The sequence below is a fragment of the Nitrosospira sp. CT genome (assembly GCF_059489795.1).
Genome location: NZ_JCAHZJ010000002.1, coordinates 26,977 through 50,100 on the forward strand (window position 1 = coordinate 26,977; position 23,124 = coordinate 50,100).

18 protein-coding genes are annotated in these 23,124 nt (G+C 53.8%); 5 read left to right on the forward strand and 13 right to left on the reverse strand.

From position 1 onward, the window contains the following. Positions 1-77: 77 nt before the first annotated feature. Together grpE and purB are read right to left on the reverse strand one after the other, a co-directional pair. On the reverse strand, positions 78-659 hold the full coding sequence (grpE, locus tag AC52W5_RS00135; RefSeq protein ID WP_074974813.1) for a nucleotide exchange factor GrpE: 582 nt from the start codon (positions 657-659) through the stop codon (positions 78-80). 120 nt (positions 660-779) lie between these two features. Beyond that, positions 780-2,162, reverse strand: a complete 1,383-nt coding sequence (gene purB / locus AC52W5_RS00140; protein ID WP_495669502.1) for an adenylosuccinate lyase — start codon at positions 2,160-2,162, stop codon at positions 780-782. A gap of 108 nt (positions 2,163-2,270) precedes the next feature. On the opposite strand from purB, the gene AC52W5_RS00145 reads away from it, so the two are divergent. Next, a complete protein-coding gene (locus AC52W5_RS00145; protein ID WP_074974815.1) occupies positions 2,271-2,879 on the forward strand; it encodes a glutathione S-transferase in 609 nt (202 codons plus the stop codon). A 247-nt stretch (positions 2,880-3,126) separates the two neighbouring features. Here AC52W5_RS00145 and mnmA read toward each other — a convergent pair whose 3' ends face one another. Further along, a complete protein-coding gene (gene mnmA, locus AC52W5_RS00150; protein ID WP_495669503.1) occupies positions 3,127-4,218 on the reverse strand; it encodes a tRNA 2-thiouridine(34) synthase MnmA in 1,092 nt (363 codons plus the stop codon). A gap of 1 nt (position 4,219) precedes the next feature. After that, complete coding sequence (locus tag AC52W5_RS00155; protein WP_112891754.1) at positions 4,220-4,666, reverse strand: NUDIX hydrolase; 447 nt, start codon at positions 4,664-4,666, stop codon at positions 4,220-4,222. 276 nt (positions 4,667-4,942) lie between these two features. Between AC52W5_RS00155 and icd the strand changes: the two genes are divergently transcribed. Together icd and AC52W5_RS00165 are read left to right on the forward strand one after the other, a co-directional pair. Further along, entirely contained in the window at positions 4,943-6,196 is a 1,254-nt protein-coding gene (gene icd, locus AC52W5_RS00160; RefSeq protein WP_495669504.1) for an NADP-dependent isocitrate dehydrogenase, read from the forward strand. After that, complete coding sequence (locus tag AC52W5_RS00165; protein ID WP_074974820.1) at positions 6,193-6,405, forward strand: hypothetical protein; 213 nt, start codon at positions 6,193-6,195, stop codon at positions 6,403-6,405. The genes icd and AC52W5_RS00165 overlap by 4 nt, the downstream gene beginning before the upstream one ends. Here the strand turns inward: AC52W5_RS00165 and AC52W5_RS00170 are convergent. Then, positions 6,385-6,588 (reverse strand): cold-shock protein, encoded by a 204-nt coding sequence (locus AC52W5_RS00170; RefSeq protein ID WP_011381544.1) that lies wholly within the window; start codon positions 6,586-6,588, stop codon positions 6,385-6,387. The two genes, AC52W5_RS00165 and AC52W5_RS00170, sit on opposite strands and share 21 nt — an antisense overlap. Positions 6,589-6,868: 280 nt before the next feature. Between AC52W5_RS00170 and clpS the strand changes: the two genes are divergently transcribed. After that, positions 6,869-7,177, forward strand: a complete 309-nt coding sequence (gene clpS / locus AC52W5_RS00175) for an ATP-dependent Clp protease adapter ClpS (RefSeq protein ID WP_074974821.1) — start codon at positions 6,869-6,871, stop codon at positions 7,175-7,177. A 1-nt stretch (position 7,178) separates the two neighbouring features. Then, the gene (gene clpA / locus AC52W5_RS00180) at positions 7,179-9,437 is read left to right on the forward strand and encodes an ATP-dependent Clp protease ATP-binding subunit ClpA (protein WP_495669505.1); all 2,259 of its coding nucleotides are present in this window, start codon (positions 7,179-7,181) and stop codon (positions 9,435-9,437) included. Positions 9,438-9,632: 195 nt separating this feature from the next. On the opposite strand, the gene AC52W5_RS00185 is transcribed toward clpA, so the two are convergent. The 8 genes from AC52W5_RS00185 to ovoA all read right to left on the reverse strand — a co-directional run bounded on the left by AC52W5_RS00185 (position 9,633) and on the right by ovoA (position 22,852). After that, positions 9,633-9,851: a dodecin family protein gene (locus AC52W5_RS00185; RefSeq protein ID WP_074974823.1), complete on the reverse strand. Its 219-nt coding sequence runs from the start codon at positions 9,849-9,851 to the stop codon at positions 9,633-9,635. A 341-nt stretch (positions 9,852-10,192) separates the two neighbouring features. Then, positions 10,193-12,763: a cyanophycin synthetase gene (cphA, locus tag AC52W5_RS00190; protein ID WP_495669506.1), complete on the reverse strand. Its 2,571-nt coding sequence runs from the start codon at positions 12,761-12,763 to the stop codon at positions 10,193-10,195. A gap of 49 nt (positions 12,764-12,812) precedes the next feature. Further along, positions 12,813-15,053: a cyanophycin synthetase gene (locus tag AC52W5_RS00195; RefSeq protein ID WP_495669507.1), complete on the reverse strand. Its 2,241-nt coding sequence runs from the start codon at positions 15,051-15,053 to the stop codon at positions 12,813-12,815. A gap of 384 nt (positions 15,054-15,437) precedes the next feature. Next, positions 15,438-15,917 carry a cyanophycin metabolism-associated DUF1854 family protein gene (locus AC52W5_RS00200; protein WP_495669508.1) on the reverse strand — a complete coding sequence of 160 codons (480 nt, stop codon included), beginning with the start codon at positions 15,915-15,917 and terminating at the stop codon, positions 15,438-15,440. Next, the gene (locus AC52W5_RS00205; protein WP_495669509.1) at positions 15,914-18,256 is read right to left on the reverse strand and encodes a cyanophycin metabolism-associated ABC transporter; all 2,343 of its coding nucleotides are present in this window, start codon (positions 18,254-18,256) and stop codon (positions 15,914-15,916) included. Before AC52W5_RS00205 ends, AC52W5_RS00200 begins: the two co-directional genes overlap by 4 nt. Positions 18,257-18,530: 274 nt before the next feature. Beyond that, positions 18,531-19,406, reverse strand: a complete 876-nt coding sequence (locus AC52W5_RS00210) for a DMT family transporter (RefSeq protein WP_495669510.1) — start codon at positions 19,404-19,406, stop codon at positions 18,531-18,533. A gap of 111 nt (positions 19,407-19,517) precedes the next feature. Further along, positions 19,518-20,744, reverse strand: coding sequence for a MalY/PatB family protein (locus AC52W5_RS00215; protein ID WP_495669511.1), 1,227 nt, complete (start codon positions 20,742-20,744; stop codon positions 19,518-19,520). Further along, entirely contained in the window at positions 20,741-22,852 is a 2,112-nt protein-coding gene (gene ovoA, locus AC52W5_RS00220) for a 5-histidylcysteine sulfoxide synthase (RefSeq protein WP_495669525.1), read from the reverse strand. Before ovoA ends, AC52W5_RS00215 begins: the two co-directional genes overlap by 4 nt. Between the last annotated feature and the right edge of the window lie 272 nt (positions 22,853-23,124).

The following is a 23,124-nucleotide window of genomic DNA, read 5'->3' on the forward strand; positions in this document are numbered from 1 at the left end:
GATTCTTGATATCCGTTGTTATAAATCCGTCGAGTAATTCGCTTGTTACCGCTGAAATGGGGGTAAAGATCGTGATTTCAAGACTCTTTTCCCTTCGAAACCGAAACCAGCGCCGGCCGGATAACGCGATCATTCAGCACGTAGCCTTTCTGCATAACCTGCACTACGGTGTTGTGCGGAAGCTCGGACTCCACCATGCACATGGCCTGGTGCAAATGCGGATCGAATTTTTCACCCTGGGGATTGAGCTGCTTGATATTGAACTTGGCGAAAGCCGCAGTGAGCTGCTTGAGCGTCAACTCCATGCCGCTTTTGAAATTCTCGACGGTTGCATTTTCCACCGCCAATGCAGCGTCCAGACTGTCCATGACCGAAAGCAGTTCAGTCGAAAAATTTTCAATAGCGTATTTGTGCGCGTTGGTGACATCGATCTGGGCGCGCTTTCTTATGTTCTCGCCCTCAGCCTTGGCGCGAAGCCAGGCATCATAATGTTCCGCTGCATCGAGTTCGGCTTTTTTCAGTAACTGCTCCAGGCTGGGCATGGTTTCGCCCTCCTGCCCAGGCGTCTTGGCCTTGTTTTCCCCGGTTTCCTGTACGCCGTTTTCGCTTGTAACAGTCAATTCGGGCTGGTCTGGTTGAGGTCGGTTTTCTTCTGTCATGGCTTTCTCCTGATTTTCTATCCATAAACATATCGGGATGGTTTCTCGAATTTCAAGCCCAAAAATTTCCAGGCTCGACAATGTATGCAGGGGGCAGCTTGATAGAAAAAGACGTGAAAATCAGTGTTCCACGCTGATTTTTCTCGCTAATGCAGCAGCGTTCCCCAGGTATGTTTCAGGTCTCAGTTCACGCAATCGTTTTTTTTCTGTATCAGGAAGGGCAAGACCATCAATAAACTGATGCAGCGCTGCCTGGGTGATGCCACCTTTGCCACGGGTCAGCTCTTTCAACCGCTCGTATGAATCCGGCATGCCGTAACGGCGCATCACTGTCTGAATAGGCTCGGCCAGCACTTCCCAGGCATTTCTCAAATCCTCCTCCAGACGGCCTGGATTGATTTCCAGTTTGTCCAGACCCCTGCTGCAGGAGTCATATGCCAGTAAGGTGTGCCCTAATGCCACACCCATGTTACGCAGCGCAGTGGAGTCGGTAAGATCGCGCTGCCAGCGCGATATTGGCAATTTCTCGCTCAAGTGCCGCAGCAGCGTGTTGGCAATCCCGAGATTGCCTTCGGAATTTTCAAAATCTATCGGATTGACCTTGTGCGGCATGGTTGAGGAACCGACTTCATCTTTTCGGGTTTTTTGCTTGAAATACGCCAGCGAAATGTATCCCCATATATCACGGTTGAAATCCAGCAGGATCGTGTTGATCCTGGCATAGGCATCGAACAGTTCAGCTATGGTGTCGTGCGGTTCGATCTGGGTGGTATAAGGATTGAATTCCAGGCCGAGCTTTTCCACAAAATCCCGCGCAAATTTCTCCCATTCGAAGTCGGGGTACGCTGCCAGATGCGCGTTGTAATTGCCCACCGCACCATTGATTTTTCCGAGAACAGCCACCTGCGCAAGGTGCCGGCATCCCCGTTGCAGACGATAAGCGAAGTTAGCGAACTCCTTGCCCACTGTCGTGGGCGTGGCAGGCTGCCCATGCGTGCGCGCAAGCATGGGTACCTCGGCCAGTTCGTGCGCAAATCGGATGAGACTGCCAATAATGTTATCCAGCGCCGGCAACATGATATCGTCGCGGCTGTGCATCAGCATCAATCCATGGGAAAGATTGTTGATGTCCTCTGAAGTGCAGGCAAAATGAATGAATTGTTCGATTCTGCCAATCTCGGCATTCCCCGTTAACTGCTTGCGAAGCCAGTATTCCACGGCTTTCACGTCATGGTTGGTGCGCGCCTCGATGAGTTTGACCGCTTCGCCATCCCTTTCGGAGAAATCCGTTACCAAGGTATCGAGCTGCGCAACCGTATCCGCGGATAACGGCAGTGCTTCATTAATGACAGATGCCTGGCTCAATGCCTTGAGCCATTCAATCTCAAGCTGGACGCGGTAACGGATCAGCGCAAGTTCACTGAAATAGGGCCTCAATGCATCGACTTTGCCGTGATAACGGCCATCAAGGGGAGAGAGTGCGGTGAGAAAGGATGAATTCATAGCTTGGTTTCCGGCGAAATTTTAACACAGGTAGGCTTCGGTCCCGTTATGCCATGCAGTGCGGAAAGCCGATATAATGCGCGTTGACCACTCTCTTCAAGATTCGCCATGAAGCTTATTGGATCGCTTACCAGCCCCTACGTACGCAAGGCACGTATTGTCCTCGCCGAAAAGCACGTTGGTTATACCTTCGAACTGGATGTCCCCTGGAACGATGATAGCCAAGTACCCGACTACAATCCGCTCGGCAAGGTGCCGGTGCTGATCATGGACGATGGGACGAGCGTGTTCGATTCACGCGTGATCGTCGAATATCTCGACAGTGTCAATCCCGTATCGCGTCTGATTCCGGACGGCAATCGGCGGCGCATCGCGGTAAAACGCTGGGAAGCGCTGGCGGACGGTATCTGCGATGCCGCTGCCGCCATTTTCCTGGAACGCAAGCGTAGCAAGACACAGCAAAGCGGACAGTGGATCTCCCGCCAGCAGAAAAAGGTTGAGGGAGGCCTGGAAGCGGCGGCAAGGGAGCTCGGTGACAGAAAATGGTGCGATGGAAATGCTTATTCGCTGGCTGACATTGCGTTGGGCTGCGCGCTGGGCTATCTTGCTTTCCGGTTTCCGGAGATCAAGTGGCGGGAGAATTTTCCCAATCTCGCGGATCTTTCCGACCGTCTGGAAAAACGGCCTGCGTTCATGGAAACCGCCCCGCGGGACTGACAGCGACATTGCCAGATAAGATGGATCATCCCTGCGGGAAGCAGGTATCCATTTTCTTACCTGGAGATAAATTTGGATTTCAACTTCCGTGAAAATGAGGATCATTACTTCCCGCAGCCCGCAGGATGGGGAGTGAAGCGTAACCCATCGAATTCTGGTGACGGGTGATGGATTGCGGCTTTCAGCCTCCACCCTCCACCCATCCTATCCCTACCACCTCTGCTGTCCGTTTTATCTGCTTTCCCTCTCAATCATCTTGCCTAGCGGTAATTATACCTCCCCCCAGACACACTTTGCTTTCGTATACCACCACTGACTGCCCCGGCGCCACGGCCCACTGCGACTGGGCGAACTCGATTTCGCATTTGTTGCGGTCGAGGGAAGTGATCGAGCAGGGAGCGTCCGGTTGGCGATAACGGATTTTGGCCGCGTACACCCAGTTGCAGCGAGGCATCTTGCCGCTCACCCATGTCAGGTCGGTTGCGATAAGCGCGGGCCTGAGCAGGTCGGGATGATCATGCCCCTGAACCACCGTCAGAATGTTGTGCTTCATATCTTTGTCTGAAACAAACCAGGGTTCGCCGTCTCCCCCCCTTGTTCCGCCTATGCCCAATCCCTGTCGTTGCCCGATGGTATAATACATAAGGCCGGCATGCGTGCCCATGAGGTCCCCGGAAGGGGTTTGCATTTCCCCTGGATCATTCGGCAAATAACGGTTGAGAAATTCGCGAAAGGGTCGTTCACCGATAAAGCAGATGCCGGTGCTGTCCTTCTTGGAGAAATTGGGCAACCCGTAGTCTTTCGCGATGCTTCGCACATCGCGCTTATAAAGATGCCCGATAGGAAACAGTGTCCGGGACAGCTGCGCCTGGTTGAGCCGATAAAGAAAATAGCTCTGATCCTTCGTTCCATCTTCACCCTTGAGTAACTGGAATACGCCATCCGTATTGCGCACCTGCGCATAATGGCCTGTCGCGATATAATCCGCGCCCAGCCCCGCCGCATGATCCAGAAACGCTCTGAATTTGATCTCGGCGTTGCACAGCACGTCTGGATTGGGTGTCCGGCCTGCCTTGTATTCGGCAAGAAAATGGCTGAATACCCGCTCCTTGTACTCGGCGGAGAAATTTACCGCTTCAAGGGGAATTCCAATGACATCCGCCACGGATGCCGCATCTATCAAATCCTGTCGGGATGAGCAGTATTCATCCGTGTCGTCATCTTCCCAGTTCTTCATGAAGAGGCCGATTACTTCATACCCCTGCTGTTTCAACAACAAGGCAGCGACAGAGGAATCCACCCCGCCGGACATTCCGACAACTACGCGCGCTTTGCTCATTTCAAGCCAAATGAGTAAGAATGTCGAGCGGACAGCCCTTCCCCGCCAGGTGGTCTTCGATGCATTTCATGACGAGTGGGCTACGGTGGCAATAGGTCATGCTGCGAATTTCATCGATGCCGAACCAGTCAGCGCGTACGATCCCAGAATCCAGATTACGGCCGGGATCGTGGTCGCTCACTGACCCGGAAAAAGCGAAGCGTATGAATGTCGTATCTTCCGCCGGGGAATGCCAGTGGTAAATGCCGAGTACGGATCGGGGGACAAACGTGTAGCCGGTCTCTTCCAGGGTTTCCCGTATCGCGCCGTGGATGATTGACTCGCCCGGCTCCAGATGACCCGCCGGCTGATTAAACAACAAGCCGCTACTGGTTTGCTCTTCCACCAGAAGATATTGCCCGTCTTTCTCCACTACGGCTGCAACCGTCACATTGGGTTTCCAGATCATGATTTCGTTATTTCAACCGTTTTAATTATCAAATAGCGGAACGTGGATACAACCGGATACGGGCGGGAAATGTCATCCCCCTGTTTATTATAAAGGAAGCCGTCCTGCTGCTGCCGCCTGTAACGCTTTTCGGGATATATAGGAAAGCTCGCGGGCAAAAGCAAGCGCTTCTGTCCGAAACGCGGGAAACGCGGTTAAAATGTATAAATTTTGCCGATCCGGTTCCGGCTTGTTCTGGATTATGGAACCAAGCCCAGCTCAACAAATGGAGATAGCATGTATCAGCACATCAGCATACCAGCGGAAGGTTCAAAAATCAGCGTAAATCCGGATTTTTCCCTGAATGTGCCGGACAATCCGGTCATACCCTATATAGAAGGCGACGGGATTGGAGTGGACATTACGCCGGTAATGAGGAAGGTAGTGGATTCCGCTGTAGAAAAAGCTTATGGAGGCAAACGTAGGATTTCCTGGATGGAAATCTATGCCGGCGAGAAATCGACGCGGATTTATGGCGAAAATGTCTGGCTACCCGAGGAAACCCTGCGGGCGGCGAAAGAGTACGTGGTTTCGATCAAGGGGCCGTTGACCACCCCGGTGGGAGGCGGGATCCGCTCCATCAATGTCGCTTTGCGCCAGGAACTGGACCTGTACGTATGCCTTCGTCCTGTTCGTTATTTTCAGGGAGTGCCTAGCCCCCTGAAAAATCCGGAAAAAACCGACATGGTCATTTTTCGCGAGAATTCGGAAGACATCTATGCCGGTATTGAATGGGAAGCCGGATCAGAAGGTGCAAAAAAAGTCATCGATTTTCTAATGAACGACATGGGCGTCACCAAGATACGCTTTCCCCAAACTGCAGGGATCGGCGTAAAGCCGGTATCCCGGGAAGGGACCGAAAGGCTGGTACGCAAAGCAATCCAGTATGCGATCGATAACGGACGGCGCTCGGTAACACTGGTGCACAAAGGCAACATCATGAAATTTACCGAGGGTGCGTTCAAGAACTGGGGCTACCAGCTTGCAGCAAAAGAGTTTGGGGCAAGCCTGCTCGACGGCGGTCCATGGATGAAGCTGCCCGAGGATAAAGGCGGTATAGTGATCAAGGATGTGATCGCCGACGCTTTTCTTCAGCAGATTCTGCTGCGGCCGGAGGAATATGATGTCATCGCCACACTGAACCTGAACGGTGATTATGTTTCCGATGCTTTGGCCGCGCAGGTAGGCGGCATCGGGATCGCTCCCGGCGCAAACATGAGCGACTCGATAGCCATTTTCGAGGCGACCCATGGAACCGCCCCCAAGTATGCCGGCAAGGATCAGGTTAATCCAGGCTCCATCATTCTGTCCGCGGAGATGATGCTGAGGCATATGGGCTGGGCGGAAGCCGCTGCTCTCATCACGCGGTCGATGGAAAAAACCATTCAGGATAAAACCGTAACTTATGACTTCGCCCGCCTGATGGCCGGCGCGCAAAAAGTCTCCTGTTCAGCATTCGGGCAGGCCCTGATCGAAAACATGGCCCGTTGAAAACTTGGCGCATTGAAAATCTGGCGCTCTGGGGGCGGAAGGGTAAGCAAGCGTCAAGCGCATTGCTGAGCTTGCTGCTTATCCTCGACAAGAAAAAGCCCCTTGCTGATTTACAGCAAGGGGCTTTGTATAATTCTGTGATGGATCACATGCTGCTCAGTGCGCTCGCACGCCCCGGCATGAAATCTTTAAGCAGACTGAATATTTGATGCTTGCTTGCCCTTCGGACCCTGGGTAACCTCAAACGTTACTTTTTGACCTTCTTTGAGAGTTTTGAATCCGGACATATTGATTGCGGAGAAGTGCGCGAATAAATCCTCGCTTCCATCATCGGGTGTAATGAAGCCAAAACCCTTTGAATCATTGAACCATTTTACTGTACCAGTTGCCATTATTGCTTCCTATAAATAAAACCGGGCCGGAAACCCGAACACTGTTTGAGTTTCAAGACCGCAAAACGGCTGTAACCGGTGCTGCAGAGAACTTGAAGCCAAACGCCAAGAGCTGTTTTACGCAAATCCATTGTTCAAGTCAAGTAGTCGGCCCCGTTATTTGGTAGAAATGCAGCAGAAAATTTTCTAAAAGGTACTTGAATATTTCAGCGCAATCATCAAATATAAAGACTGGAAGTTGTTATATTTCCGTTTTAATTGAAGGCAAGAATACAGGATCATGGCTGCAGGAAATCATGGTGAGGTTGTACTTGAGGCTAAAAAGAGTAAACTCAAGCCGCCACCAATGTTCAAGGTTATTTTGCTGAATGATGACTTCACGCCGATGGATTTCGTGGTGACTGTATTACAGACTTTTTTTTCCAAGAACCGAGAACAGGCGACACAAATCATGCTCAAAGTCCATATGGATGGAGCTGGAGTATGTGGAGTTTATCCCAATGATGTGGCTTCCACAAAAGTCGAGCAGGTAGTTGCATTTGCAAGGCAGCATCAGCATCCGCTACAGTGCGTGATGGAGGAGAACTGAAATGATTGCTCAAGAATTAGAGGTAAGTCTGCATATGGCATTCGTGGAATCGCGTCAGAAGCGCCACGAGTTCATTACGGTCGAGCATCTGTTACTGGCCCTGCTCGATAATCCGACTGCCGCAGAGGTATTGCGCGCCTGCTCGGTTGATATGGACGATTTACGCCGGCTGCTGACTGAGCATGTTACCGAAAACACGCCGACTGTAGGAGGGAGTGGAGAGGTAGATACGCAGCCTACTCTTGGTTTTCAGCGCGTTATCCAGCGCGCGATTCTGCATGTGCAGTCCTCGGGGAAAAAAGAAGTTACGGGCGCAAACGTACTGGTAGCGATATTTGGGGAAAAGGATTCCCACGCAGTTTATTTTCTTCATCAAAAAGGGGTAACCCGACTCGATGTCGTGAACTATATTTCTCACGGCATCAGCAAAGTTCCGCAGGGAACCAGCGCCAAAACCGAAAGCGAAGGAGATACCGAGCAGGAAATGAATGCGGGGGGCGCGCTGGAAAGTTACGCGGTCAACCTCAACGCCCAGGCGCTGGCAGGCAAGATCGATCCGTTGATCGGGCGAGAGCGCGAACTGGAGCGCCTCATACAGACGCTGTGCCGCCGGCGCAAGAACAACCCCCTATTGGTAGGGGAGGCAGGGGTAGGCAAAACAGCTATCGCTGAAGGTCTGGCGCGGCGAATTATCGAGAACGAAGTTCCCGAGATCCTTGCACATCATCAGGTCTATGCCCTCGACATGGGCGCATTGCTGGCGGGTACCAAATACCGGGGTGATTTTGAGCAACGCCTGAAGGCAGTACTGAAACAGTTGCTCGAGAACTCGAATGCTATACTGTTCATCGATGAAATTCACACCTTGATCGGGGCTGGAGCGGCTTCCGGAGGCACCCTGGATGCCTCCAACCTATTGAAACCGATACTGAATACCGGGCAGCTGAAATGCATTGGCGCCACCACCTACAGCGAATATCGCGGCATCTTTGAAAAAGATCATGCGCTTTCGCGGCGCTTCCAGAAAATTGATGTGCCCGAACCAAGCGTGGATGAAACGGTTTCCATACTACGTGGCTTGAAAGCGCGTTATGAGGCCCATCATGGTGTCAAATATACCACTACCGCGCTTACAACCGCCGCGGAATTGTCAGCCCGCTTTATCAACGACCGGCATCTGCCGGATAAAGCAATCGACGTAATCGACGAAGCCGGTGCGGCCCAGCGTGTTTTGCCGAAATCCAAGCAGCGCAAGGTAATCAGCAGGCACGAAATAGAAAGCATCATCGCCAAGATTGCACGCATTCCGGCGCAGAATGTTTCCAGTGATGACCGCAACACGCTCAAGACTCTGGACCGCGACCTGAAAGCGGTTGTGTTCGGGCAGGACAAGGCCATAAATGCGCTGACCGCAGCGATCAAGATGGCGAGAAGCGGCTTGGGCAATCCGCAAAAGCCAGTCGGTTCTTTCCTCTTTTCCGGCCCGACCGGGGTCGGCAAAACCGAGGTTGCACGGCAACTCGCCTACGCGCTTGGCATTCACCTGCACCGTTTCGACATGTCCGAATATATGGAGCGGCATGCTGTTTCGCGTCTGATCGGCGCGCCGCCGGGCTATGTGGGATTTGACCAGGGTGGTTTGCTCACCGAGGCTATCATCAAGCAGCCATATTCCGTACTGCTGCTGGACGAAATTGAAAAAGCGCACCCGGATATTTTCAATATCCTGCTGCAGGTGATGGATCACGGCACGTTGACGGACAATAACGGCCGCAAGGCGGATTTCCGCAACGTTGTCATCATTATGACCACCAATGCCGGAGCGGAAGCCTTGAGCAAGGCTACCATGGGCTTCACCAAGGCCGCGCAAACAGGTGACGAGATGGCCGATATCAAGCGGATGTTTACGCCTGAGTTCCGTAATCGGCTGGATGCGATTATTTCCTTTGCGCCGCTGGATAGAGAAGTGATTCTGCGCGTGGTGGATAAATTCCTGATGCAGCTTGAAACACAGTTACAGGAGAAGAAAGTGGATGCGATATTCACCGATGCACTGAGAGAATATCTTGCCAGGAACGGTGTGGATCCTCTCATGGGCGCACGGCCGATGGCGCGTCTCATTCAAGACACCATACGCAGCGCCCTGGCGGATGAGTTACTGTTCGGACGTCTGGCCAATGGCGGCAGAGTGACTGTCGATATCGATGCCGATAGCAAAGTAAAGCTTCAGTTTGAGGAAGAAGCAGCGGCAGCGATATAAACTTGATTCAGCAGGGTAGAAAAAACAAAGGAGGCGCGAATTTCCGCGCCTCCTTTGTTTTTGTCTTTTTTACTTTGCCTCGGCTGTTGTTCCGATTATTCTTCGCACCCTGATTCAGCAAGACCAGCGGCATCCCGGTCCATCTAGCTCTATGGGCCCTATGAGCTCTTTTGCCTCATGGTGCCGGAAAGCCGGTTATTTACCGGTCTCGTATTTGAAAGACAGGCTTACCCTCGCACGATAAGCCACCACCTTGCCGTTTTCGACTACCAGATCCAGCTTCACTATTTCAGCGACGCGTAAGTCTCTCAATGTCTTTGATGCTGTTTCCACGGCGTTCTTGGCGGCGTCTTCCCAGGAAGTCGTGCTGGTTCCGATTATCTCCGTTATTTTGTAAACGCTATCTCCAGCCATGAAATTCTCCTTCGTAGGTGAACAACATAAACTCAGCACCGGACAAACCGGTATCTCTACTGACGTGATTTTCAGTTTAGGTTCAATTTTTGTGGATTGCAACCGATAAGGAGCTAAAACTGCCCACTCTCCCCACCTCTCACCGGAAGAATGCGGATTCCGGAACAATAGAGGGGAAATGGATTACCTTTGTCGATTCAGTCTTCGATCCTTCTTCAAGCTCAGGATCGGGCGAACAGAGAGAAGGACTCGACGTTTTTGCGTAAAACCGGAGTAAGAAATCCTTGAAACGCTCGGATCAAGAGTGTTCCGCGAATCTCGGGGAATGGATAACTCCCCTATCAGCCAGCTACCACCCGCTTGGTGATATATCCCAGCGCCTCATCCACCTGATCGATGAGAATAAGACACAATTCTCCCTCTTTCAGATCGTCAAATGCGGCATCAATGGCTCCAAGCTCTCCGTAGATTTCCTTGATCTTCCGGGTGCGTTTCGCCTTTTCCAGGCCCTGCCGCAGCAGGCTCAATACCTCCCCATTCGCGCGACCGCGCTGGCACTGATCCTGATAAAGCACCACTTCATCGAAAGCATCTCCCAGTATTTCCGTCTGCTGTCGAATATCCTCATCGCGTCGATCGCCAGCACCGCTGATAACCACAGAGCGCCGTTTCGCCGGAATCTTGTCAATTGCATTTACAAGTGCGCGAATCGCATCGACATTGTGGCCGTAGTCGGCAATAAGTGTAGCCCCCCGATGAGTGAAGAAATTGAAGCGGCCGGGGGCAGTTTGCATGTCGCTGACAAAATTCGCGAGACCGCCGCGAATGATCTGCCAGTCGAGACCCAGCGCCCAGCCTGCTGCAACGGCCGCCATGGCGTTTTCAATCTGGAATGCGATCGCGCCATTCTGTGTCACAGGTATGCCTGCAAACGGAAGGCGATATTCGAAATTGCCTTCCGCAGCGATGATTGCGTCGCCATCGACGTAAACGACACGTTTACGTTGGGCGCGATGCTTCGCGATCACGGGATTATCCGGATCGCGCGCAAAAAAAGTGACCTTGCCAGGGCAATGAGCCGCCATGCCTGCCACAAACGGATCAGCGGCGTTCAGCACTGCCACACCTGTCCCGGGCTTCACATTCTGCACGATGATGCGTTTGACGGCGGTCAGATCCTCCACGGTATTAATGTAGGAAAGACCGAGGTGATCACCGACTCCGATGTTGGTAACCACCGCGACATCACAACGATCGAAAGCCAATCCTTCGCGCAGCAGACCACCTCTCGCAGTTTCAAGCACTGCCGCGTCCACATCCGGATGAAGAAGCACTTTTCTTGCACTCTTGGGACCGCTGCAATCATCGGTGTCGATACGCTGCCCCTCAATATAGACGCCGTCTGTGCTTGTCATGCCGACACGCAGCCCCTGACAATCAAGAATATTGGCAATCAGCCTGACAGTAGTCGTTTTGCCGTTGGTGCCTGTTACCGCCACTACCGGAATGCGGGCATCATCGCCCTTCTTGAACATGTTTGCAATGATCGCCTCTCCCACCGCCCGCCCTTTGCCGAAGGAAGGCTGCAAGTGCATGCGCAAGCCTGGCGCTGCATTGATTTCGATAATGGCGCCTTGTCCCTCCAAAGGTCTGGACACGCTTTCGCAGACAACATCCACTCCACAGATATCAAGGCCAATCATCTGGGCAGCTTCGCCCATACGCGCCGCAAATTCCGAATGAACTTCGTCGGTAACATCTGTCGCTGTTCCGCCGGTCGAAAGATTCGCATTATTCCTGAGAACTACTCGCGTTCCCACCGGCGGTACGGATTCCGATGTCAGACCCTGAGTTGCAAGGTGGGCAAGAGCGATTTCATCAAAATGGATTTTTGTAAGCGCGTTGGCATGTCCCTCACCGCGTCTCGGATCACTGTTGATCTGCTCCACCAATTCTCCAACCGTGTGAATCCCATCTCCTGCAACCTGGGGCGGCTCACGTCGTGCTGCGGCGACCAGCTTGTTGCCAATTACCAGCATGCGATAGTCGTGCCCGGGAATGTAGCGCTCAACCATTACTTTTCCAGTGACTTCAACCGCAACGGCGTATGCTGCTTCCACCTGCTCTCGGCTCACGAGATTCACGCGGACCCCCCTTCCCTGATTGCCGTCCTGCGGCTTGACGACGACAGGGCTGCCGATTTCACAGGTCGCCACCCATGCATCCTCCGCACTTGTAACCGGCCTTCCGGGTGTGACAGGTACGCCGGCAGCATCCAGCAAGAAGCGGGTAAGCTCTTTGTCCTGCGCGACCGACTCGGCTACCAGGCTGGTGAGGCAGGTTTCTGCAGCCTGAATACGCCGCTGCCTGCTACCCCAGCCGAATTGCACCATGCTACCATCAGTCAGCCGGTGGAAGGGAATGCCGCGGGCAACCGCTGCCCGCACTACTGAACCGGTGCTCGGCCCCAGGCGTATGTCCTCATAGAGCTCACGCAGATGCTGCAGGGCGTCGGGCAGATTGAAAGGGGTATCTTCGATAGCCGCGCTACACAGGGCTTGTGCAAGATCAAAGGCGAGCCTGCCAACCGCCTCTTCGCTGTATTCCACGACGACCTGGTAAACCTCGGCTTCAAGCGTCGGAGCGATCTTGCTGAAAGCCACCGGGCAACCCACCTGTACTTCGAGTCCGAGTGCAGTGCGCTCGAGCGCATGCGCAAGCATTTCCGCTTCAGGGCAAGATGCGACTCGAAGCAAATCGATTTGCGGGAATCGCGCGTACAGGCGATCCAGAAAACCCGGCATGCCCCCCGGCAGAGATTCAGGAGTGTCGCAGGAAACGACTGCCTCTATGGCTGTCTGACGGCTCCACAAATTGGGCCCGCGCAAAGCGCGGAGACGTGATACTTGCATCGGCAGTTCTCCTAGCGTTTCTTATTCAGCGGAGGTTTACTGATTCTTTTTACGCCTTGTTAAACGCGTGAAAGTTTCCAATCCCCGCGCGTATGACGGCCAGGTCGATGCCGAGTGACCATGCGGCGCCTACTGCCGCGAGTACATTTTCGACCTCCAAAACATCCTGCCCGTTACATGTAACCGGAACATCGTTCAATTTACTCAGTAGCAGTTCACCGGACCCGTCAACAAGGAAAATTTCTCCGTCTCGAACCGTTACCGCCCGTTTGCCTTGGACGCCGTTTATACCAGCGGTACCGTGCAAGCAATGCTCTTTTATTACCGGAAGATCGGAATCCAGGCTGAAGTAAATAATTTCCCCATTGCACAGCGCAGCCATTTCCACCAGCATCGGCTCCCTGGCGTTGAGCACTGCCGCACCTGCGGGCACGACTACATCCACTTGGGTACGCAACAGGTCGAAGACCTGTTTGGGAGTTTCGATATATTTTCCATAATGACGGGTCAACTCCACATTGGTAACGATGCCGACATGACAACCATCGTAGGCCAATCCCTCGCGCAGCATGCTGTCACTGCCGTTTTCAAAAACCGCCGCCTCGATTGACCGGTTCATGAGAATGTTACGCGCTGTCTTCCAGTTGGCCTGATCACCTTTTTTCACTTGCCTGCGATCAAGATAGAAGCCGTCGCTGCATGCCAGGCCCGTCTGCTTTCCGGATAGCGCGAGCAGTTGAGCAATGAGATGAGCCAGAGTGGTTGTACCATAACTGCCGGTAATACCTACAATCGGAATGCGGCCGTCCTCGTAGCTCGGGAAGAGATGCTCGACGATCGCTTCACCGACCGGACGCGGGGTACCAATAGCGGGCTTGATGTGCATCAGCAAACCGGGCCCGGCATTGACTTCGACAATGGCTCCACCCTGTTCTGCAAGCGGCCGCGCAATATCCGTGGCGACAAGATCGATGCCCGCAATATCCAGCCCGACAACACGCGCCGCCAGCGAAGCCGCCGCCGCGGTACTGGGATGCACCTCGTCAGTAACATCGAAAGCATGGTTACCGTTACGCTGAATGATGACTTCCTGCCCGACAAGCGGTATTGAATCCGTGGTGAAACCTTGCCGCAGGAGTTCCATTATCGTTACCCCATCCACATTGACCGGATTCAGCGGATGATCTTCACTTTCCCCCCGGCGGGGATCAGAGTTGAGCTGCTGCTGGATCAGTTCGTTTATGGTGGAAATCCCATCGCCTGTAACCGAAACGGAATCACCCCGGCTTGCGGCGACGAGACGGCCTCCGACTACCAGCAGGCGGTGTTCCGTACCGGGAACATAACCCTCGACCAGGACACCGCTGCCCTCTTCCAGAGCTACCCTATAAGCGGACTCGATTTCTTCACGCTTGCTCAACTCGATAAAAACGCCGCGTCCATGATTTCCGTCACACGGTTTGATCACCACCGGCAGACCGATTTCCTGGGCCGCTTCCCATGCATCCTCGGCGCTGTGAACGATGCGGCCCTCAGGGATAGCGACACCGCACGATTGAAGCAGTGTCTTGGTCAGATCCTTATCGCGCGAGATGCTTTCTGCAATTGCGGGAGTGCGGTCCGTTTCGGCTGTCCAGATGCGCTGGCTTCGGATGCCATAGCCCAACTGTACCAGGTTGCCCTTGGCAAGAAGGCGAATCGCCGGAATGTTGCGGCTGGCGGCAGCTTCAACAATGCAGGCAGTGGATGGTCCCAGCCACAGCGAATCGATCATCCCGCGCAGATGCGCAACAGCGCCTCTCACATCGTAAGGTTCGTCCCCCGGCGAATAATCCATTGCCGCAAGCAGCAATTCCCTTGCTGCTGCGAGAGCATTGCGCGTGACATCCTCATGCCACGCGCTCACAGCCACCTTGTAGACACCGCGCAGGGATGTTTCGCGCGCCCGGCCGAAGCCACCGGGCATTCCTGCCAGATTTTGCAGTTCAAGCGTAACGTGCTCGAGAATATGGCCAGTCCAGGTACCTTCCTTTAAACGGCGCAGAAATCCGCCCCGCTCCCCATAGCTGCAGCGGTGCTCAATGAGCGAAGGAAGCCAGGAAGACAGGCATTCATAGAAACCGGGGATTGTGTCGGAGGGAAAGTCTTCGAGTTCCCCGATATCGACAATGGCTTCAAGTACGGGACGGACACTCCAGATATTGGGGCCGTTGAGGTGACGTATTTCAATAAACTTGATATCCCGATTTACCGTTATGTAGTCAGGTTTGCTATCTGCGTAAGCCAGCATAAAGTGAGATTCTCACAAGAAATAAGTTAAGGTTGAACTAACGCGGCTGACTACAATAGGTTTACAACCAGGTAAATTAATATGAAAAGCAAATGATTTTTCTCACGAGCGTCTGGCTTTCAGTACGGAGTCCCCATCCGCAAGAAATCAAGCATGGATTATGCCAGCTAAAATAATCTTTGAAAAACAGTTATTTGGAGCAGGAGAGGAGGCTATTTTGTCGCCATTTGCCGACAATCGGTTTCCCGGCAAAAATATACCGTTGATATCACGCAATGTTGTATGTCTCCTGTCAGCGACAGGCTTTGCAGAGGGCGCTGTAAACACGCAACTGCGAAACAATGCTCCAACTGCAAGTGCCGGAATCGGTACCCTTGCTTTGAATCAGAGGAAGCGATCGAGGACCTTTCGGCTGTGATGATCGAGCGCCGTACGGTCGCGTATCAGGAAATTGATGTTCTGACTGTCGGTGATCAGCAAAGCGATTGGAGTCAGACGGCGAATGTATTCTTCGCCCTTGAGAACGAACGACGTGCTTCCGCGGTCGGTTTCAACCCGCCAGGTGCTGGGGGTGGCAAAACTTGAAACTGCCTCGATGCGTTTGATTTCCGGCATGAACTCCCGGTTGGCAAGATCCGTTTCAACATGCCTGCGCGTCTCATCGGGAAGGCCGCTCAACACCTCGATCCACGCCAGCTCATGGCCATCCGTATCGACCAGCGAGATACCGCGGCTGGGAGCGGTAATGGGAAAAGCCCGTACCGGAACCACACCCTCTCGTACCTCCCCGTTCGCTCCGTTAAACACCAGTCGTCCAAAGGCATTGCGGCTCAGGGAGTAGTGTAAGGGCACTTTTCCCGTCATTCCCGGCCACCTTCAGCCCTTGGCTCCGGGCTCAGCCCGCGCAGATCGTCCTCTGTGTCCACATTGCGCACTTGCGCCTGGTAAAGCCGGTAATAATGCCCTTCACGCGCCATGAGTTCATCATGATTGCCTACTTCGATAACGCTTCCGCGATCAAGAACGATAAGCCGGCTGGCATCACGCAATGTGGAGAGCCGGTGGGCAATCGCGATGGTAGTCCGACCGCGTACCAGGTTTTCGAGCGCTTTCTGGATCTCTTTCTCGGTGGTCGTATCCACGGAGGATGTCGCTTCGTCCAGGATCAGAATACGCGGATCGATTAGCAGTGCCCTTGCAATCGATATGCGTTGCCGCTCTCCACCCGAGAGCGCCTGCCCCCGTTCGCCGACCAGAGAGTCATAGCCGTGCGGCAGACGGAGAATAAACTCATGCGCATGCGCAGCTCGTGCGGCGGCGACAATTTCCTCCTCTGTCGCGTTCGGTCTGCCGTAGGCAATATTCTCGGCAATGGTACCGAAAAACAAAAAGGGTTCCTGAAGAACAAGCCCGATATGCTTTCGGTATTCCGCGACCGGAAGCGCGCGTATATCTACGCCATCCAGCAGGATTGCGCCTTCCGTCACGTCGTAGAAACGGCAGATCAGATTGACGAGCGTGCTCTTGCCTGAGCCGCTATGTCCTACCAGACCCACCATTTCACCCGGCTCGATGGTTATATTGATGTCGTGCGTGACTGTGCGGGTACCGTAGCGGAACTCGACATTTCGCAACTCGATTCGCCCCTCTACGACGGGCAGGTGCACAGGGTGGGCCGGCTCCGGAACGCTGGAAACGTGATCGAGAATTTCGAAGATGCGCTTGGTGCCGGCAGCGGCCTTTTGCGTAAACGAGACGATACGGCTCATCGAATCTAGCCGTACATAGAAACGGCTGATGTAAGTGAGAAAAGCCGTCAGCACGCCTACCGTGATTTCATCTTTTGATACCTGCCAGATACCGAAAACCCACACCACCAGCAAACCGATCTCGGTCAGCAGCACGACTGTTGGCGTGAACATCGACCAGACTTTGTTGACCCGGTCATTGACTTCACGATTGCGTTCATTGGCAGCGCGAAAGCGGGTTGCCTCCCGCTTCTCCTGCGCAAACGCCTTCACCACCCGCACGCCGGGAATAGTGTCGGCAAGCACGCTGGTCAACTCGGCCCAAACACGATCGACCTTCTCGAACCCGGTTCGCAACTTATCGCGAACCAGATGGATCAACCACGCAATGATCGGCAATGGCGTCAGGGTGACCAGCGCAAGCCACGGCTCGATCGAAACCAGGATAATGGTCGTCATGCCGATCATCAACACGTCGGTCGCGAAATCGAGCAGGTGCAGCGACAGGAAAATGTTGAGGCGATCTGTTTCCGACCCGATACGCGCCATGAGATCCCCGGTGCGCTTGCCGCCGAAATAGGCGTGCGAGAGTTTGAGAAGATGCTCGAAAGTGGCTGTACGCAAATCAGCGCCAATGTGCTCGGAAACCAGTGCGAGTACGTAAGTGCGTGCCCATCCCAATCCCCAGGCCACAATCGCGGCTCCGAGCAGTCCGGTCAGATAAAAACCAACCAGTTCAACGTCGATGGGCTTACCGTTCTGGTAGGGAATCAGTACGTTGTCCATCAGGGGCATGGTCAGGTACGGAGGCACCATCGCCGCTCCCGTGCTGCCAAGCGTCAGAAGAAAACCGGCAAAAAGTCTCCACTTGTAGGGTCTGGCGAAACGCCACAAGCGTAACAGGGTCCAGGTAGAAGGAGGGGCATGTACTTGCTTGCGGCACGCTTCGCACTCCTCCTGCCCCGGAGCCAGTGAAACATCCAGTATCCTGTGACACTTGGGGCAGAGAATCTGTACAGGTAAAGGGCGAAACTCCCCTGTCAAGTGATAATGAAGTTGCTCACGGAAATTATCGATGAGCCGGCTGGCCGCAGCATCCCTCCCCAATGTGTAGCGCCAGCATGCAAGTAGCGCGTTCTCATCAAAAAGCTCAAGACTGCCGACGCCTGCATGATCGCTGCGCACAAGCGTCAGTCCGGGCCGGTAACTCCACTCCTGTAAGGTTGTCGCCGCCTCCGCCGCCGCCTTGGCGAGCAGACGTTTATTGGTGACGACTACAAGTCCAGGATCAAAATGCAGTTGGTCATTGAGGTCAGTTTCGAGCCATGCTGCCACCTTTTCTCCCTTGGAAAGCCGGGATTCAACAGCCCCAATCCAGGCAGCCGGCAGAGCAGGCGCCACTGCGTCTGGAAGCATGTCATCGGGAGAAATCGGCGAAAGCCCGGATTCCGGCATTACTCTATATAGGGGAAATCAGTATCAGATATTCAAAAGTAGCGAACAGGAGCAGTTCTGTCTCTTCGTCCGTTCCAGTTCGCAGCAGGCCTCTCCGCCTCGCTTTGAAGCGTCATCGTTCAAGAACAATTCGCAGAGCGAGATTCACATGTACACGAGCAATGACGCAGTTCCTCCACCCCGAAACCCGAGTATGGTCAGCTGGAGTATCAGATAGTGCTCATTATGCCCTTATCGGGATACTATGTCTGAGCATTTACTCCCCGTCCAATATTTATGCCTGGCGCGCTCCTAGGAGAGCGCCTATGGTAACCGCCCCCAATCCTGCCAGAGTGAGCAAAGACAAGGGTTCTCCCAGGACAGGCACAGCCGCCAATGCGGATACGACGGGCACGAATGCCATCAGCAGGGCGACCGTTTGCGACCCGAGGCGACGCACGGCGAACGTATAGAGCAGCATCGCGATAAAGACGACCAGCACACCCTGATATGCTGCCTGAATGGTGATTTCGCGGACAGAGGCCTGTGCAAGATTGCTGGGCAGAAATAACAGCCAAACGGGCAGGTAAATTGCGGCGCTGCCCAGGGTGGTCGTTACAGTGGCAGCAAGCGGCGGCATCGGATAGCGCGCAAGCAGCAGCGTGAATATCGCCCATAATGAGGACCCGCAAAGAAATAGCACGTCCCCGAGAATCTGCGTGGGAGATACATGTGTTCCGAGTGAGAGCGAGTCAGCGGCGGTCAGCAGGATGCCGACAAAAACAATAAGCAGCGCTATCTGGCGCACGACTGTAAATCTTTCGCCGAACCACAGCCATGCAATAATCGCAGTCAGAAAAGGCAGTGTGCCGGGCAACAGAACGGAAGCATGAGCTGCCGGCGCCCAGCGAAAGGCAGCGTATACCACCGCAGCGTAACCGATGCCGCCGAACAGCGAGAACAGGGCTATCACCTTGAGGGGGGGCAACAGGATTCGCGGCAAAAAAAAGACGGCGATCGAAGCGCCTACTCCGAATCGCAGCAGGGCAATATCCCAGCTTGTCAACGTGCCCATCCCTCCGTATCGGCTGACGAGAATGAAGCCGGTCCAGATGCATATGGAAAAGAAGACCGCTATCCAGCCGCTCCAGGATTTGAGTGTTTCGCTCATGTATTGAAACAGCGCTTGTTATTGTCTGGTTGTTCTTTGTTGCGGCTGTTTCATGAGTACGAGCGGAGCTTCCCTTCCTGGGAAAACAGAACTGTCGGGACCTCCATACGCTCAGGTGCTCCCCTGCTTCGCTTTGTTCACAGCTTTTCTGATACTTTCAAGTGCTGCTTCAATGATGCTACGGGGCGCACCGATATTCATGCGCATGAAACCGCTGCCTTCTTCGCCAAACAAAGTGCCCGGACTCATACCGATACCCGCTTCATGCACAAAAAAATGCCTGAGCTGGATATCAGTCATCCCCAATTTATTCATCAGCTCGTGGCAATCAAACCAGAGCAGATACGTGCCTTCGGGGTCGATGAGGTGGATTTCAGGGAGGTGGGTCGCCAGATACTCTGAGACAAAATCACGGGTTTTCTGTAGATAAACCAGCAATTCATCCAGCCAGACTTCACCTTCCCGATAGGCTGCCTCGAAAGCAGCAATGCTGAAAGGATTGGATGCGCTGACGTGCAGGATATCGAACGTCTGCGCAAGCTCTTCCCGATGCTTGGAATCCGGCACGACGAGAGCGGAAAGATTCAATCCGGGAATGTTGAATGTCTTGCTGGGGGCGACAGCTGTTATGACATTTGCCTTGCTTCCGGCCCATGCTTTCGCCAGCCGTGAGAGCATATGATGCCTGGCTTCGGGATAAACCAGATCAGCGTGGATTTCGTCGGAAAATACCACGAGGTTGTGTTTATCCGCTATCCGCAGGATGCGTTCGAGTTCTCCCCTGCTCCACACCCTGCCGACGGGATTATGCGGCGAGCATAGCAGCAGGACACGCGCGCCTTGCGCACATTGCTCGAGATGATCGTAATCGATCTCATAATGGCCATTCCGCAACCGCAGCGGATTCTGTACGAGTTGCCTGCCGGTACTGGTGACGGCAGAAAAAAAGGGGAAATATACCGGCGGCTGCACGATAACCGGTTCTCCGGGTTGCGCAAAGGTCAGGATAGCGGCATGCAACGACGGAACCACGCCGGGGCACATCATGATCCAGTCTCGCTCGATCTCCCAGCCATGACGACGCCTCAGCCAATCAATCAGCGACTCATACAAACTGTCGGGAAAGACAGTGTACCCATACACCGGATGGGCGGCGCGTCGAGAAAGCGCCTGGGTAACCGCGACTGGAGCGGCAAAATCCATGTCCGCGACCCATAGGGGAATTACTCCCGCTGCGCCAAACATGCTTTGGCGCTTGTCGAATTTCAGGCTGGCTGTCCCGGTCCGGTCGATTTCCTTATCAAAATCCTGGTTCCCGATGGAAGAGCTTCTGTTCAAACAACTTTCTCCCAGATTGTTACTTCCGAGAGTGTGTGCTGGAATTTACGGCGTGTTTCGCGAATGACAAATGGAACTTCCGTGGGTCCCTGAATCAGCTTGAAGTGGGTACTCAGAGTTTCTTTTAGGCCATCGAGCGTTCCGAAACTTTCACCATCCCGCTTGAATCCGCCGATCCAGGCTTCCCGCTTGGTATGTTCCTCCAGCCAGGTATAGGGAGAGGCAATCAGCAGAATACCACCGGAATTGAGGCGAGTGTGTATGGATGTGAGCAGTTTGGCCGGATCATACAGGCGGTCTATGAGATTCGCCGCGAGAATCAGGTCATAACCCGTATAGAGCGGCTTGAGATTACAGGCATCGCCCTGATAAAACGCCACTTTGTGCCTGACGTTATCGAGGCCCAGTCCAGTCAGCGTCCGCTCCCGGTAAAAAACCAGATCACCTTCATCGGCGAGGGTATAGCGCAGTACGCCTTGTGACGCCAGCTGAACTCCCTGCCCAATGAAGCGGGCAGAGAAATCAACTCCTGTCACCTCATCGAAATGCCGCGCCAGTTCAAAGGCGGCTCTCCCCGATGCGCAGCCCAGATCGAGCGCCTTGCGGGCCGGCTTGTCCCCGATGGCGGCAATAGCGAGTTCGGCCAGCGCTTTCGGAAAATTTGGCACACCAAAATAGGTGTCTCCATAATGGAATTCCGCATATTCGGAGAGCAGCTTGTCGGTTTCATAGTGCGAGCCATGCTGTATCGCCGGGGCAGTGCCGACCACATAGCGAAAACCCGCGTGCTGAAAGAAATGGCGGCGAAACGCGTAACGTGAGTTCTTCAGGGATTCATTGCCGCAGGAAATCCAGGAGCCTCCCTTGATGAGGTTGTGCCTGCCATCGAAGGTCGGGGTTGTGAAATCATCATAGTGGGGATGAACATCAAAGCCGTCGAAAGGATAAATAGGCGTTTCGGTCCACTGCCACACATTCCCGACCACATCGTAAAAATCGCCCTGAGCAAATTCGTTGACAGGGTGGCTGGATGCACCATGATCGAGATGAATGTTGGCTTCGGCTGGTGCGGCAGCCAGAACCTCGGATAATCCCGCCACCTCATAGAGGCGGTACCATTCATCCTCTGTCGGGAGGCGATAAGGCTGGTTGCTTACAGACGCTTTCCAGTTACAGAAGGCCTTGGCTTCGTGATAATTCACCTCCACGGGCCAATCCCAGGGCATGGGAACTTCCTTGGTCATCAGGCGCAACTCCCATTCGACGCCTCGCTGGAGCCAGAAGGTAGGATGCTTCGCGCCAGCATGCTTCAGCCAGGCGCGCCCTTCCTCTTCCCAGTAACTTTCGGTTCCATAGCCGTCCGCCTGAACAAATTCCAGGAATTCCTGATTACTCACCAGGTATTTGCCGACTTCGAAGGCTGCAACGTCCGCAATATGGGTACCGTATTCGTTATCCCATCCGTAGAAAGGATCGTCTTTTTTCTTGCCAAGCTGCACGGTGCCTTCCGGTACCTTCACCAACTGATTGTCGGGCGCAACCCCGGATTTACGGTAGGGCTCCCACGCAGGATGGGGAGCGACATGTTCCAGCGCATGCTGCCGGATAAGGACGGACGAAGTCTCTAGATGAATGCGCTCGTGTTCGATACCCATCATGATCGTCCACCAGGGGCTGTCCCATTCAATGGGCAGGGTCAGAGGCGTTTCACGAATGAGTCGATCGACGGTTTCCCGCATCCTTCTTCGATAGACTCGCACCTCTTCGACGGAAGGCCAATCGTAATGCGTCGTATCCAGATCGTCCCAACTCATTTCATCGACGCCAACCGCGAACATCGATTCCATTTTTGGGTTGATGCGTTCAGTAATCAGACCCGCAAGCAGCAATTTGTTAGTAAAGAAGGTTGCCGTATGGCCGAGGTAGAATATCAGCGGATGACGTAAGGAAATGGGTTTTTTGAAGTAGGCTGCATCTCCCCGCAACGTTTCGAAGAGCTGCTCGTAACGATCCAGTGTGGAATGAAAGTATTCGCGTATTTCCTCGCGCTTTGCCGCAGCATTATCTCCAGTAAGAACAGGAGTTCGGGAAAAGAGCTGTTTGGGCATTACACGCAACTTGGGGTTTTCAGAAGCGGATTGCACAGCTGCGGTTGTTTTCTTTGCATTCAAATTCATGTTCGCCCTCGGTTATGGATAGCCTCTCAATATAAAATAAACGAAGTGTACACTTGGATACATTGCCTCACTATTGTCAAGCATCATGGATCAGAGAACTCCGCACTGGAAAGCATGACTGCACACAGTGAAGAGGAATTTCACCGGAATTGCTGACGCTCGCCCGCCCGATGCTTCATACCGCGGTGCTGCGTAAAAAGGCC